The 14099-nt window shown below is 65.3% G+C and carries 10 protein-coding genes and 1 tRNA gene; 8 read left to right on the top strand and 3 right to left on the bottom strand.

The window, feature by feature from the left end; genetic code table 11:
• Nucleotides 1-100: 100 nt before the first annotated feature.
• The 5 genes from RX327_RS37875 to RX327_RS37855 all read left to right on the top strand — a co-directional run bounded on the left by RX327_RS37875 (nucleotide 101) and on the right by RX327_RS37855 (nucleotide 5465).
• Nucleotides 101-177, top strand: a tRNA-Arg gene (locus RX327_RS37875).
• A 248-nt stretch (nucleotides 178-425) separates the two neighbouring features.
• Nucleotides 426-1730, top strand: coding sequence for a UbiA family prenyltransferase (locus RX327_RS37870; RefSeq protein ID WP_244482646.1), 1305 nt, complete (start codon nucleotides 426-428; stop codon nucleotides 1728-1730).
• A gap of 2 nt (nucleotides 1731-1732) precedes the next feature.
• On the top strand, nucleotides 1733-3118 hold the full coding sequence (locus tag RX327_RS37865; RefSeq protein WP_063779999.1) for an FAD-dependent oxidoreductase: 1386 nt from the start codon (nucleotides 1733-1735) through the stop codon (nucleotides 3116-3118).
• On the top strand, nucleotides 3118-3864 hold the full coding sequence (locus RX327_RS37860) for an SDR family oxidoreductase (RefSeq protein ID WP_050387716.1): 747 nt from the start codon (nucleotides 3118-3120) through the stop codon (nucleotides 3862-3864). The genes RX327_RS37865 and RX327_RS37860 overlap by 1 nt, the downstream gene beginning before the upstream one ends.
• A complete protein-coding gene (locus RX327_RS37855) occupies nucleotides 3864-5465 on the top strand; it encodes a hypothetical protein (protein ID WP_050387715.1) in 1602 nt (533 codons plus the stop codon). The genes RX327_RS37860 and RX327_RS37855 overlap by 1 nt, the downstream gene beginning before the upstream one ends.
• 35 nt (nucleotides 5466-5500) lie before the next feature.
• Here RX327_RS37855 and RX327_RS37850 read toward each other — a convergent pair whose 3' ends face one another.
• Nucleotides 5501-6754 carry a glycosyltransferase family 87 protein gene (locus tag RX327_RS37850; protein ID WP_050387714.1) on the bottom strand — a complete coding sequence of 418 codons (1254 nt, stop codon included), beginning with the start codon at nucleotides 6752-6754 and terminating at the stop codon, nucleotides 5501-5503.
• Nucleotides 6755-7062: 308 nt separating this feature from the next.
• Between RX327_RS37850 and RX327_RS37845 the strand changes: the two genes are divergently transcribed.
• Nucleotides 7063-7821, top strand: a complete 759-nt coding sequence (locus RX327_RS37845) for a tetratricopeptide repeat protein (RefSeq protein ID WP_050387713.1) — start codon at nucleotides 7063-7065, stop codon at nucleotides 7819-7821.
• A 440-nt stretch (nucleotides 7822-8261) separates the two neighbouring features.
• Here the strand turns inward: RX327_RS37845 and RX327_RS37840 are convergent, their stop codons facing one another.
• Nucleotides 8262-8975 carry a hypothetical protein gene (locus tag RX327_RS37840; RefSeq protein ID WP_317248928.1) on the bottom strand — a complete coding sequence of 238 codons (714 nt, stop codon included), beginning with the start codon at nucleotides 8973-8975 and terminating at the stop codon, nucleotides 8262-8264.
• A gap of 321 nt (nucleotides 8976-9296) precedes the next feature.
• On the opposite strand from RX327_RS37840, the gene RX327_RS37835 reads away from it, so the two are divergent.
• A complete protein-coding gene (locus RX327_RS37835) occupies nucleotides 9297-10832 on the top strand; it encodes an aspartate ammonia-lyase (RefSeq protein WP_317248927.1) in 1536 nt (511 codons plus the stop codon).
• 436 nt (nucleotides 10833-11268) lie between these two features.
• Here RX327_RS37835 and RX327_RS37830 read toward each other — a convergent pair whose 3' ends face one another.
• The gene (locus RX327_RS37830) at nucleotides 11269-13104 is read right to left on the bottom strand and encodes a c-type cytochrome (protein ID WP_050382378.1); all 1836 of its coding nucleotides are present in this window, start codon (nucleotides 13102-13104) and stop codon (nucleotides 11269-11271) included.
• Between the two features lie 249 nt (nucleotides 13105-13353).
• On the opposite strand from RX327_RS37830, the gene RX327_RS37825 reads away from it, so the two are divergent.
• A complete protein-coding gene (locus tag RX327_RS37825; RefSeq protein WP_050382379.1) occupies nucleotides 13354-14034 on the top strand; it encodes an alpha/beta family hydrolase in 681 nt (226 codons plus the stop codon).
• Nucleotides 14035-14099: the final 65 nt, after the last annotated feature.

The following is a 14099-nucleotide window of genomic DNA, read 5'->3' as shown; positions in this document are numbered from 1 at the left end:
GATGCAACTTCGCGCGCGCCCGATGTGGCGCGGGCTGGCGATCACCCGGCAGCTCTGCTATGGGATGGCGACGCCCGCATGCTTTCGCTGCGGGCGGTGCGGTCCCGTAGCTCAGCCGGATAGAGCGGCGGTTTCCTAAACCGTAGGTCGGATGTTCGAGTCATCCCGGGATCGCCATTTTTCGCTCGCCGCGCGCGGTCGGCGAGGCTTTTCACATGCATTTCGGCGCCATCTGCCCGGCGTTCGCTCCTCCCAAGTTCACCCCAAATTAGGGAAAGCCCGGGACAATGGGGAGGGGGCACCGGAAGACCGCGCGTATGCGAGCTAGCGTTCCAGAACGGGTTGAGCAGGGGGGCGGCGATGCCCTTCGCGATCCGCTGCGTTCAAAGGCCCGGCCGCTCGTCGTCGATGTCGACGAGGTCATGATGCGGGGAAGCTCCGCCCCGGCCGATATCGCATCCGATCTGATCCGCCGCCTTCGCGCTTTCGCCGCGGCGATCACCGCTTCCCTTGGACCGCAAGCGCGATCAGCGCATGGTGCGGATCCATCGGGGTTCGATCCATCCCGGGCGCAATTCGACCACGACGCGGTCAGGTTCCTGCTGCAGGTGCTGGGCGAAGGCCGCCCGGTGTACCTTTGCTCGGAAACCCATCCCGAGCCGTTCGTCAGCGCGGTTGCCCAGCATCTTGGGGTCTTTACCGCCTGGGCCGCCGCGCCGGAACGTCAATTGGCGGCGGCACAGCGCGAAGAGCTGCCGCCCCTGCTTCACCAGGGCTTTGACTACATCGGCAGCGCAGCGGTCGCGTTGCCCGATTCCGCATCGCGCCTCGCGCGCCCCGCTCGATCCGAGCCGTCCGCGCCGGTCGGCATGCACACCTGGCTGAAGCTGTTCAGGGTGCATCAATACGCGAAAAACGCCCTCGTGCTGGTGCCGCTGCTGACCGCACACAAATTCGCATTGGGATCGGCGGCGACGTCGCTATTTGCGGTGATTGCATTCTCGCTCTGCGCGTCGGGCGCCTACATCCTGAACGATCTTCTCGACGTCGAGGCCGACCGCGCGCATCCGACCAAGCGCAACCGCCCGATCGCAAGCGGCACCGTCCCGGCCTCGCGCGCCGTCGGCGCGATGGCCCTGGCGCTGGTCGCCGCCTTTGCGATGGCAATGTCGATATCGATCGAGTTCGGCGGCGTCCTGCTCGGCTATTTCGCGCTGACCACCTCCTATTCGTTCTGGCTCAAGCGCATCGCGACCGTTGACGTCGTCGTGCTCGCCACGCTTTACACCGTCCGCGTGATCGGCGGCGCCGTTGCGATCAGCGTGCCGATGTCGGAATGGCTGCTTGCGTTCTCGCTGTTCATCTTCATGTCGCTGGCGCTGGTGAAGCGCTATATCGAGCTCGCCGGCCAGCCGGACGGCGCCGTGCTGGCGGCGCGCGGTTACCAGGTCGAGGACAAAGCGATGATCGCGATCCTCGCCGCCGCGTCAGGCTTCAACGCCGTCGTGATCTTCACGCTCTACATCTCGTCCGATACGGTGCGCGCGCTTTACAGCCATCCGCAACTGCTCTGGGTCGGTTGTCCGATCTTGATGTACTGGATCGGCCGTGTGATGTTGTTCGCGCAGCGCGGATTGATCGACGACGATCCGGTCATCTTTGCGCTGAGGGATCGCGTCAGCTGGGTCGCGCTCGGCGCGATCGGCGCCATCATGCTCGCCGCCATCTAGCGATGCCGGCCGCTGCGTTACCAGCACCTGTGCCATCGGCCTCCAATCCGGGCGGGATCGGCCTGTCCGGCTGGGGCAACTATCCCAAGGCGTCGTCCGAACTGCTGGCGCCGCAGACGCCCACAGGCGCGCGGGACCATCTGCTTGCGCGGTCCGGCGTCATCGCGCGCGGGGCCGGACGGGCCTATGGCGATGCCGCGATCGGAACGCAATCCACCATTTCGTCGCGCGGCCTGAACCGGATGCGGAGCTTCGATGCCGCAACCGCCCGATTGACGGTCGAAGCCGGCGTGACCATCGCCGACATCCTTGCCGTTTTCGAGCCGCGCGGCTTCTTCCTCAAAGCCGTGCCCGGCACGAAATTCGTGACGGTCGGCGGCGCGATCGCGGCCGACGTTCACGGCAAGAATCATCATCGCGATGGCGGCTTCGGCACCATCGTCGATTCGTTCCGCCTCGCGCTGCCTGGCGGCGAGATCGTCACCTGCTCGCGATCGGAAAACGCCGCGCTGTTCGCGGCGACACTGGGAGGCATGGGCCTGACGGGCATCATCCTCGACGCGACGCTGCGGCTGCTGCCGATCGAGACCGCCTGGCTGCGTCAGGACACCCGCGTCGCCGGCAATCTCGATGCGGCGATCGATCAGCTGGAAAGCAGCGCATCGACCACCTATTCGGTGGCCTGGATCGACTGCCTCGCGCGCGGCGCGGCGCTCGGACGCTCGCTCGTCTATCTCGCCGAGCACGCCACGCGCCGCGACAAGGATACGCTGGGACCGGACCTCGAGACGTTCCCCAGCCTTCGCACGTCGCGGCTCGCGGTCCCGGAGCTGTTTCCGGGATGGCTGCTCAATCGCGCATCGATGCGGGTGTTCAACGAGCTGTACTTCCGCCGCGGCGCCGCGCATCCGGGCACGCCGCGGCTGGTCCATTGGGACCCGTATTTCTTTCCGCTCGATGCGATCGCCGACTGGAACAGGATCTACGGCCGGCGCGGCTTCGTGCAATATCAATGCGTGATCCCGCTCGACCGCGCGCGCCGCGTTCTCGCCGAAATTCTCGATCGTGTGTCGCGGCGCGGCGATGCGTCGTTTCTTGCGGTTCTCAAGCAGCTTGGCGAAGGCAGTGGGTCGATGTCGTTTCCGCTCCGCGGCTACACGTTGACGATGGACTTTCCCGTCACCGACGCGCTGTTCGCCTTTCTTGACCAGCTCGACGCGCTGGTGGTCGATGCCGGCGGCCGGATCTATCTCGCCAAGGATGCGCGGCAGTCCCGCGCGACATTCGAATCCGGATATCCCGGCCTTGCGGCCTTGCGGGACATCCGCCAGCAGATCGGGGCGAACAGTCGCCTCGTGTCCCATCTTTCAGCACGGCTTGGAATTTGATGACCGGCACAAAATCAATTCTGGTGATTGGCGGCAGCTCGGACATCGGGCACGCGACCGCGCTGCGCTATGCGAGGGAGGGATGGCGCGTGACGCTCGCCGCCCGCGATATCGGGGCGGCACAGCGCAATGCGGACGACATCAAGACGCGAAGCGGTACCGAAACCTCGGTTGTCGCGCTCGACGTGCTGCAGACCGGGCAGCTCGGCGGCTTCGTCGCCGGTCTTTCGCCACTTCCCGACACCGTCGTATGCGTTGTCGGAGAGCTCGGCGATCAATCGCGTGCCGAGACCGATCCCGGGCTTGCGATGCAGATCATGCGCACCAATTTCGAGGCGCCCAGCCTGCTGCTCGAACTGTTCGCGCAAGCCTTCGCGACGCGCGGTTCGGGCACCATCGTCGGCGTGAGCTCGGTCGCCGGCGATCGCGGGCGGGCCTCGAACTATTACTACGGCGCGGCCAAGGCCGGCTTCTCGCAATTCCTGTCCGGCTTGCGCAACCGCCTGGCGCTTGCGGGCAAGGTCCGTGTCGTCACCGTCAAGCCGGGATTCGTGCGGACTAGGATGACGGCGCATATGAAGCTGCCGGCTCCCTTGACGGTGCAGCCGGATCGGGTCGCGGAGGATATCTTCCGGGCCGATGTGACCAGGCCGCGTGACGTGATCTATGTGGCCCGCCGCTTCCGCCTGGTGATGGCGATCATCTGCGCGCTGCCGGAGACGATCTTCAAGCGGATGCGTATCTGATGCCCGGCATCGCCGCCAACCATGCGTCGTTCCCGCGAGCCAGCACGATCCGGCAGAGCGTCCCGCTTGTGACGGCATTGGTGTGGCTCGTGCTGTTCGCGGCGACCCTGATCTTCAGCGTCACGCTCTGCGACGGCAGGCTGATCTTCACCCTCGACGATCCCTACATCCACCTCGCCGTCGCCGATCATATCCGGTCCGGCGGCTACGGCGTCAATGCCTCCGAGGTCTCGTCGCCAAGCTCGTCGATCATCTGGCCCTATCTGCTGGCCGTGACCGAGACGCTGCATCTTGGCGCATTCGGTCCGCTCCTGATCAATGCCGCGGCCGCGGCCGCGACTGTCGTGGCTTTCCTGCGCATTCTAGAATCGGCCGAACTGCTCGACCCCGGCCGGGAGAAGCCGCTGCTGTTTTTTGTCGTGTTGCTCGCCATTTTTTCGACAAGCGCGATCGCCCTGCCGATGACCGGCATGGAGCACAGTCTTCACGTCTGGGCCACGGTCGCGACCTTCGGCGGCCTGACCGAAGCCGCGCGCGGACGGTCGCCGACCGCCATGCATTTCGCGGCGCTGGTGCTGCTGCCGCTGATTCGCTTCGAGGGGATCGCGTTTGCCGTTGCGGCGATGATGGGGTTTGCTCTGCTCGGCCAGCGCCGGTTTGCCGCCGCGGCCGCCGCCGTCACGCTCTGCGCGTACGCCGCGTATTTCGCGCGCATGGCCTGGCTCGGTCTCCCGCTCTTGCCGAGCTCGGTATTGCTCAAATCGCGCATCGCCGAATCCGGCTATGAAGGAGCCGGCGTCTTCGGCTCCATCCTCCGCAATCTCGGCGACAGCTTCGCTGATCCCGCCGGCTTCAGGCTGATGCTGCTCGGCCTTGCGCTCGCCGGCGCGATGGCGCTGCTGCGCGCCGACCGCGGCGCGCAGCTCGTCTGTGCGACGGTGCTCGCCGCGATCGCTGCGCATCTCGGCTTTGGCCAATATGGCTGGTTCTACCGGTATGAGGTTTACATCGTCGCGCTTGCGGTGCTGGCGCTGCTCTACGCGGCTGCACGTGCGCGAGCGGTCTTGAGCGTCCCGCAATGGACCGCCGCGACGCTCGCCAGCATTGGGCTGGCTGGTTTTGCCAGCGTGGGCTATGCCAGCGCCGCCCTGGAGACGCCGTTTGCCTCGCGCGGCGTCTATGAGCAGCATTACCAGCTGGGCCGCTTCGCCCAGCAGCTCTACCGGCGGCCGATTGCCGTGAACGATCTTGGGCTTGTTGCCTGGGGGAATCCGAACTTTGTCCTGGATCTGTGGGGGCTCGGCTCGGAGCGCGTGCGCAAGGCGAAGCGCGCCGGCCGCTACGGCCCGCCCGAGATCGCCGTGCTCGCCGACGAGCATCATGTCGGCGTCGCCATGATCTACGACAGCTGGTTTGCGCAGGGCGTGCCGGCGAGCTGGAGGAAGGTCGCGATCCTGCACACGATCCCGGTGACCGGCGCGCTGGGTGACGTAAGCTTCTACGTCACGCCGGCCGCGCAGCCGGAGCTCGTCGCCGGCGCGCTGAAGGCCTTCGCGTCGACCCTGCCGGCGCGCGATCGTCTCGAAATGGTCGCACCGTGAGCGTCGCGCGATCGCGGGAGCGTCGCGCCGGGTGCTCAAATCCTCGCAAGCGGCCCCTGCGCCGGAACGGGAGAGCCGCTGCTTGACTCGCGCAGCAGCAGGATTGCGACGATCAGCGTGATCAGCGCGGCGATCCCGAAGCCTCCGATCGAAAGCACGTCGACCCAATGGACGTCCGTGCGGGGCGTGTTGTTATGGACCGTGTGCATGTAGCCGAAGGCTCCGATCGGTATCGGCGCCGCATAGATGATCGCCCGTTCCCACTCGCGGGCCTTGGCCTGAAGCGCCGGCAACAGCAGCGCCATTCCGACACTGAAGATCAGGAAGTCATAATCATACGCATAGGGGCTGATGCAGACCGATACGATCGCGGTCAGGCCGAGACTCTCGCGCACCGGCATCTTGCGGTAGACCGCAACCAGCACGATGCCGAGCGCAAGAACGGCGACGATGCCCTGGCCGATGAACGCTGCCGATGCGGAGAACCCCGTGGTTCGCAGCGCGGCATAGGTCGAGACCATTCGATACAGCGGATAATAGGCTTCCCGCAGGAATACCGACGAATCATGCACGCTCTGCAGCATCACGGTCCAGATCTGCATGCCGAACAGCAACGTGCAGATCGCCGAGCTGATCAGCACGACGGCGCCCGCCGTCATCACGACGATCCACGAGCGCCGCAGGATGGCATAGAGTGCGAAGGCAACGGCGAAATGCGGCTTGATGATCATGAGACCAAGGGCCGCGCCCGCGAGCATCGGTCGCTCTTCGAAGTACAGGCACACCAGTCCGATCAGTGCGGCGGTAAGGAAGCTGTTCTGACCGCATGCCAGCGTGACCCCGATCGTTGGGAAGAAAACGATGAGCACGAGCACGAACCGGTTTCCGGCAAGACGCCGCAGCACGGTGAGGTAAACAGCCAGCGTCGAGGCCATGAACAACAAATAGGCCATTCCGAACGGGACCAGCGCGAACGGAGCCAGCAGCAGGTTGAATTGCGGAGGATAGGTCCATGGCATGAAGCCGTCGTGCCCGCCCGACGCCTGCTTCTCGATGATGGCGAGCTTCGCGAATTGATAGGCCTGGTCGAGGTCGCCGAGCCATACCAGCTTTGCGGTAATGTAGAAGGCGGCGAAGTCGACCAGTTCGCGACCGTGCCCCAGCCCCAGCTGGGAGAACCACACAACCTTGAACAGAAGGGCGGCGACCAGCATCACGAGGATTCCGCGCGTGTAGTTGGCGCGCTTCGAGTCCGTCGACTGAATGTTTTCGAGCGTTGTTGCGAGCATCTAGCCGGGCCCTGTTATGGCAACCCAAGCTAGATTGAATAGGTTAAGCAGTCGAAAAATTGCATGGATAGGGTGGTTGGTCCCCTGTCGCCCGGCAGCGGCAGGGATGCATGAATCGGTCGGTGCGGGCCGGAACCGGACGGTATCTCGGTGTCCGGATGCGACTTTCGCTGGACGCTCCGTCGGCGGCAATGATAACGGCTGACAACAACCATCTCGTGACGGACCGCATGCCGAAATCGCCGCCTCCTTCCAATCGCGGGCCCAGCCCATCTCCGGTTCTGCAACGCGCCGTGGTCGCATTGCAGATGGGACAGGTCGTCGAAGCCGAGCGGCTGGCGGCGGAGGTCTTGAAGGCAAACCGGAGCGATGTCGGCGCGGCCTCGATCCTGGCACGGGCGCTGATGATCCAGAACCGCAACGAGGAAGCGATCGCACCGCTCGAGCGCGCCGTGCGCCGCGTCGAGGATCCCGGCCTCGAGACCCTGCTCGGCGCGGCGCTCGGCGGCGCCGGTCGCGGCAGCGAGGCGATCGATGTGCTGCGGCGAACCACCGCGCGGCGGCCGCCGTACCTGCCCGCATTCCAGGCCCTGGCGGGGCAGTTGCACTCGGCCGGCCGGATCGACGAGGCGGTTGCCGTCATCGAGAGCGCGCTGGTTCTCGCGCCGGGGAGCCTCGAGTTTCAGCTGCTGCTGGCGCAGCTGCTGCCCCAGCGCAATGAGCGCGGCCGGGCGCGCGAGATTCTGGAGAAGCTGCGCAACGCGGCGCCGGGACATCCCGATGTTCTCGCCGCGCTCGCGCGTGTGCTGCTGCTCGATGGCGAATATGCTGCCGCGGCGGATCTTTACCGCCAGGTGGTGGCGCAGCGCCCCGACGACCCGCTGACGCGTCTCAGCTTCTCCGCCAGTCTTCTGGAAATGGGCGACCGCGCGGCCGGCGAGGCCAATCTGCGTCTCGCATTGCGCGGCCGGCCGCAAATGATCGGCCGCACGACCGCCGCGCTGATCATGTCATCGCACGGCCGCTTCTTCTTCCGTCGCAGCGCCTTTGCGGAATTTCTGAGCTAAAGCGTTTTCGAGCGAAGCGAACACCGGTTCGCGCTAACGCGTCAAAACAAGAATCGAGAGCGGCCGCCGGTGCACCGTCGTCCCGGCCTAGTGAGCAATTGCGCACGGGGGCCGGGACGACAGCCGGGATAAGCCGCGGCCTCTGCGCTCAAGCACAAGCGTCTCTGGAATACTGGATCACCCGCATGCGCGCATGCGCGGGTGATGACACCGAACTGGCTCAGGATCGTGCCACATATTCGGTGTCGTCCTGGCGAAAGCCAGGACCCATTACCCCAAATCTCAACTGTTGAGCGACACCGGTCCGCGATCCCGTTCATCATCGAAGACGGTGGCTATGGGTCCTGGCTTTCGCCAGGGCGACGGCGGTGGTTGCGGAGCCCCCCATCGGGTAGTTCGCAATGACGGAGGAGGCCGCAGCTGAGCTTCGCGCGCCCGCTCTACGTCCGGAATTGCCGCCGATAGAGTCCGGACTCGCGGGCCATCCTGTTGGTCAGTTCCTGGGCGCGCGATGTTTCATCCGGCGTCATCGCCGCGGTCTGCGCGACCCAGTTTTCGCGCTTCACCGGGAAGCACTGCGCAACCGGCGTGCCCTTTGGCAACACGCCGTTGAAACTGGTGTCGTGCCAGCGTGCCGGGAAATGAACCCAGCTGTCGTGAAACAGATCGCAATCGACCATGCCGGTCAGCGTGGTGAACGGCAGGTCGAACCGGTTGACCGGATGCGTGAAGAACAGCGAGTAGCCCGGCGGCGCCTCGATGGTCCACAGATTGACGAACTTGATGACGAAGCGGTCGGGCTCGAACAGCGGCGAGCCGACCACCTGGCTTTCGTCGTGGAAGCCGACCGGCGAGCGCGGGAATTCGAGCGCGCCGCCGGCCGGAAGGTTGTTGTCCCAAGTGATCGCGCCATTCTCGACCTTGAGATCGCAGATCAGCGGCAACAGGAAACCCGATGTCATCGCATCGACGAATGGCGGGCAACGCTTGACGGTATCCTCTTCGCGATTGCTCATCGTATTGAAGGCCTGCGTCGGCATCGCCTTGAGCCATCCGGGAAGCCCCAACGACGCAGGCATCGGCGGCGGAATCTTGCCCTCGAGCTCCGCCGGGCAGCGGAATTTGATGGTGATCGCTTCGTTGTTGTTGGACACGGCTTTGGTCCTTGGTTCGTTCAGTGTCGGCGGCGCCCTTGCGCCAGTCGATGCTCGTCTAGCACGCGACGACGGGGCGGAGAAAGCAGCCGCATCAATCGCGAAGCGAGCCGCGATATCGAGCTATAAGTTGTTGTTATCATGACGGATAAGGCAAAGCCCTTAATCTCCCGGTTCGGCGCGCGCCAATACTGCTTTTCCGCGTCCCTCCGCTCGCCGGTGTGCAAGACTCTGCCGATAGGCATTGGCTTTCGACGCCCGCGGGGCGCATCATGGCCGGCGTCGCTGACGACACGATCTGCGTGAGGTAACGGAGCTACCATGGCCGAATCGAAGGTTGAGACCGCCAACGCTGCAGCTGCCGCGTCCCCCTCCGGCGAGAGCGGCGGCCCCAGCCAGCTCGCGGTCGCGACCGTCCGCACCGTGCCGATCGAGCAGGCGCAGTCCCGCACCGAGCACGATCTGCTCGGCGAGGACGATGTGCCGGCCAATGCGCTGTGGGGCATTCATACCAAGCGCGCGGTGATGAACTTTCCGATCACCGGCGTGCCGGTCGGGCACTTCCCGGAATTCGTCCGCGCGCTGGCGCTGGTGAAGCAGGCCGCCGCGCGCGCCAACAAGCGGCTCGGCTATCTCGCACCGGAGAAGGCGGATGCGATCGAGGCCGCCTGCACCCGGATTGCGACCGAAAAGGTCTATGCCGAATCCTTCGTCGTCGACGCGATCCAGGGCGGCGCCGGCACCTCCACCAACATGAACGCCAACGAGGTGATCGCGAACCTCGCACTGCGGCTGATGGGGCGCAAACCGGGCGACTATCACGCGCTGCATCCGAACGACGACGTCAACATGGCGCAGTCGACCAACGATGCTTATCCGACCGCGCTGCGGCTCGCGGTGATCTTCGCCACCCAGCCGCTGGTGCGCGCGCTGGACGATCTCGCCTACTCCCTCAAGGGCAAGGCGGTGGAGTTCGCCGACGTGTTGAAGATGGGGCGGACCCAGCTTCAGGATGCGGTGCCGATGACGCTCGGCCAGGAATTCGACGCCTTCCACGTGACCGTGAAGGAGGACGTCGCGCGCCTGAACGAGATTTCCGCGCTGTTCCGCGAGGTCAATCTCGGCGCCACCGCGATCGGCACCGGCATCAATGCCGATCCGCGCTATGCGGCGCTCGCGGTCGAGGAATTGTCGCGGCTGTCCGGCCAGCCGATGGTGCTTGCCTCCAACCTGATCGAGGCGACGTCCGATCTCGGCGCCTTCGTGCTGTTTTCCGGCGTGCTCAAGCGCGTCGCGGTCAAGCTGTCCAAGATCTGCAACGACCTGCGGCTGCTGTCGTCCGGGCCGCGCACCGGCATCGGCGAAATCCGCCTGCCGGCGGTGCAGGCAGGCTCCTCGATCATGCCCGGCAAGGTCAATCCTGTTATTCCAGAAGTGGTCAACCAGGTGGCATTCCTGGTGATCGGGCACGACCTCACGGTCACGATGTGCGCCGAAGGTGGCCAGTTGCAGCTCAACGCGTTCGAGCCGACCATCGGCTATTGCGTCTTGAGCTCGCTGCGCATGCTGACGGCGGCGGTCGATACGCTGACCAAGCGTTGCGTCGACGGCATCGAGGCCGATCGCGAGCGTTGCCGCAGCCTGGTGCAGGGCTCGATCGGCCTGATCACGGCGCTGGCGCCGTCGCTCGGCTATGAGGCCTCATCGCGCGTGGCGCGCCGTGCGCTCAAGGAGAACCGCTCGGTCGCCGACATCGTGCTGGAGGAAAAGCTGCTGACCGAGGCGCAGCTCAACCAGCTGCTCGAGCTCGAGGCCATGACCCGCCCGGCGCGCCGGCAGCCGGTGCCGAAGAGTTGAAGGACAGCCGCTGTTGGCGAGGACATCAGCCGACACGGAGGATGTGCAGTATTCTGTCCGCAAACTCAGTTCACTCTCCCGCTTGCGGGTCGAGACGAGCGAAGCTCGCTCTTAGGGGGTGGGGTGAGGGGCTCTCTCGGCCAGGCGGTGCGAGTTGCGAGACCTGTACCCCTTCGCCCGGATCGCATCTTGCGATGCGATCCGACCTCTCCCCGCAAGCGGCAGGGCAATCGCATATGGATTGAACCGATTCTTCCGCGCCGTCATGGCCGGGCTTGTCCCGGCCATCTACGTCTTTTCTTTGCGTGGAGACGAAGACGTGGATGCCCGGGACAAGCCCGGGCATGACGAGTTTGTGGGAACTCCGATTGCCTCAAACGGCCATATGCGATTGCCCTCCCCGCGCGCGGGAGAGGGGGCGCAGTCCCTTCGGGGCCTACAGCGTCTTGATGAACTCGATCAGGGCGCGGCGTTCGTCTTCCTTCAGCTCGGGCCCGATCACGCCGGTGCGCTTCTCGTTGGAGAATTCGTGGCCGGAATTGCCGTTGCCGCGCTTGGTGGTGTCGAGCATGAAGGCGTTCTTGATCTTGTCCTTCCAGGCATAGCCGAGATCCTTGGGATCATACTCCCGGCTGCCGAGATAGAAGGTTGCGGGACGATCCTTCACCGGCGACAGCAGTGCGTAGATGGTCGGGACCGAGCCGTTGTGCAGATAGGGCGGGGTCGCCCAGATGCCGTTGAGCGGCCGGACCTTGTAGGCGAGCGGCGCCTGGATCTCGTTCGGCCGGTAGCCGTTGATGCGCTTGCGATCTTCCGGCGGGGTCTTGTTCTGGTCGTACCAATAGTCGACGGTCTTCTCGACGAGATCGCCGAGCGCCGGACCGAAACTGCCGTCCTTGATGTTGAGATTGGCCGGGGTCTCGACGGTGCGGTGCGCGAGGCCCTCGGCCTGCGCGCTGTCGGTGCCGATATGGCTGATCGGAATCATCTCGACGTCGAGCAGCGGCTGGCCGGCCTCGTTCCTGGTCCAGCGCTTCTTGTCCTTGAACAGCGCAAAGGCTTCGCTCGCGGGCAGCGCCTTGCTGTCGATCGCCGGGCCGTGGCAGCCCTGGCAATGCGTCTTGTAGAGCTCGCCGCCCTTCTTCGCGAGATCCATGTTGATCGGCGGCAGGATGTTCTCCGGCCATTTCGGCGACGCCAGTCCGCCAAAACCCTTGTCCTCGCTGGGCGGCTCGCCGGCGATCATCCGCTCCATCTCGTGCAGCACGTCGATCCGCGCGCTCGATTTGTAAAGTCCCTTGGACTCGTCGAGCAGGTTGAGCTCGGCGCTGACGCCGAGCGCCTCGCCGGCGTTGCGCACCATCGGCTGCATGATCGAGCCGTCATATTGCACCCAGCTGAACCATGGCGCGTTCCAGATCCGCGGGAAATGCACCGGCGCCGAATGCGAGGCGTAGTTGTTCGGGTTGTTCAGATCGATCGAGAACACCTGATTGCCGATCCGGTTCAGCGCGTCGAGCCGCGCATAGCCTTCCTCGACGCTGTTGGCGGCGACCTTGTTCTCCAGCGAATTGATGTTGGCGTATTGCTTCAGCACGAGGTCGAGCTGCCCGCGCAGCGCCATGCGCTCGTCGAGGCTGGCGTCCTTGCCGAGGATCTCGTCGGCAAAGCGCGAGAAGCGCCCCGGCCAGAACCGCGTCAGCAGCAGCGAGACGCCGACGCTCTTCTGGAATTCGAACAGATTGGTGTTGGCCGGCCCGCCGTCGATCACGATCTCGGTGCCGCGATAGCTGAAGCTGCCGGTGTGGCAGGCGGCGCAGGTCAGGCCGACGCCGGTCATGTCCGCCTTGCTGTGCGGATTGCGCCACGGCGCGCCGTTGGCATCGGCCATCGGGCCGCCCTGCGCGAAGCCGATCGGCAGCGCATCGGGTTTGCCCGGAATCACCGTGTCGGGAATAAAGCCGAAGCGGCCGAGATAATTGGTCTCGCTGAGTCGCGGCGCCGCGGTGAACAGCGGCCAGACCGTCGGCTGCTCCAGCGCCACGAACCATTCATGGGGAATGCCGAAGGTCCGTGTGCCCTGGTCGGCGTGATAGAACCAGCGCAGCCGCTCCGCGCTGACATTCTGATCCAGCCACACCGTCTTTGCCGGCGGCTGGTAGTCGACGACCTTGACGCGGAAGCCGCTCGCCACCGTCTCGATATCGTCCTTGAAATAGAGGACGCCGGCGACAATCAACAGTCCGATGACGAATATCGTCTTGCGAGGCATGCCCCGTTCCCCCAGTTCGCGGTACTCGCGCGTGATATGGATGAGATGTTAAAATTCGCCGAAAAACGAGTTCGCGTTAAGCGTGTGATGCTGTGTGCGCCATCCTACAGTGGCGGCGCTTGGTCTAACAACGGAAATGTTGATTGGCTGTGAGCCAGTTCACTTGCGGCGTTCCCTCCGCGGCGGCATTTGCGCGCATCGAGGCCAGCGGCTAGAAACGACGGCGCAACAATTCTTCGAGATGTCATCTTGAACACGTCAGGCGCGCAGCCGCTCACGATCACGGTCTCGAACCACGGCACGGTGTCCGCGCTGCTGCTGCGGCCGGCGCAGGCTCGTAGCGCCTATGTGTTTGCCCATGGCGCCGGCGCCGGCATGACGCATCCCTCGATGGCCGCGATTGCGGAGGGCCTGGCGGAGCGCGGCATCGCGACATTGCGCTATCAGTTTCCCTACATGGAGAAGGGCAGCAAGCGGCCCGATCCGCCCGCCGTCGCGCAGGCAACGGTGCGTGCCGCGGTGGCGGAGGCCGCGCGTCATTGCGGCGAACTGCCGCTGTTCGCCGGCGGCAAGTCGTTCGGCGGACGCATGACCTCGCAGGCACAGGCCAAGGCGCCGCTCGCCGGCGTGCGCGGGTTGGTGTTTCTCGGCTTTCCGCTGCATCCCGCCGGCAAGCCGTCGAGCGAGCGGGCCAAGCATCTCGCCGAGGTCGAGGTCCCGATGCTGTTCCTGCAGGGCACGCGCGATGCGCTGGCCGAGCTCGACCTGCTCGAGCCCGCGGTGAAGGGGTTGAGTCATTGCGCGACGCTGCATCTGGTGCAGGAGGCCGACCACTCCTTCCATGTCCTCAAGCGATCCGGCCGCAGCGACCGCGAGGTGATGGCCGAGGTGCTCGACGCCTTCGCGGCCTGGGTGGCGAAGCATGCGTAAGCAGGCCGGCTTTGCCGCCCTGTGACACCGTCCCGGATTGCGCTCCGCTCCATCCGGGCTACTAA

Origin of the sequence: Bradyrhizobium sp. BEA-2-5 (assembly GCF_032918025.1) — a bacterium.
Lineage (GTDB): Bacteria > Pseudomonadota > Alphaproteobacteria > Rhizobiales > Xanthobacteraceae > Bradyrhizobium > Bradyrhizobium pachyrhizi.
Note: the sequence above shows the minus strand (reverse complement) of the source record. Positions and strands in the feature narration are given on the sequence as shown.

What these genes read in the sequence shown, in the direction of transcription:
- RX327_RS37870 (WP_244482646.1), top strand. Translation starts at nt 426, where the DNA reads ATGCGGGGAAGCTCCGCCCCGGCCGATATCGCATCCGATCTGATCCGC.
- RX327_RS37865 (WP_063779999.1), top strand. Translation starts at nt 1,733, where the DNA reads ATGCCGGCCGCTGCGTTACCAGCACCTGTGCCATCGGCCTCCAATCCG.
- RX327_RS37860 (WP_050387716.1), top strand. Translation starts at nt 3,118, where the DNA reads ATGACCGGCACAAAATCAATTCTGGTGATTGGCGGCAGCTCGGACATC.
- RX327_RS37855 (WP_050387715.1), top strand. Translation starts at nt 3,864, where the DNA reads ATGCCCGGCATCGCCGCCAACCATGCGTCGTTCCCGCGAGCCAGCACG.
- RX327_RS37850 (WP_050387714.1), bottom strand. Translation starts at nt 6,754, where the DNA reads ATGCTCGCAACAACGCTCGAAAACATTCAGTCGACGGACTCGAAGCGC.
- RX327_RS37845 (WP_050387713.1), top strand. Translation starts at nt 7,063, where the DNA reads ATGGGACAGGTCGTCGAAGCCGAGCGGCTGGCGGCGGAGGTCTTGAAG.
- RX327_RS37835 (WP_317248927.1), top strand. Translation starts at nt 9,297, where the DNA reads ATGGCCGAATCGAAGGTTGAGACCGCCAACGCTGCAGCTGCCGCGTCC.
- RX327_RS37830 (WP_050382378.1), bottom strand. Translation starts at nt 13,104, where the DNA reads ATGCCTCGCAAGACGATATTCGTCATCGGACTGTTGATTGTCGCCGGC.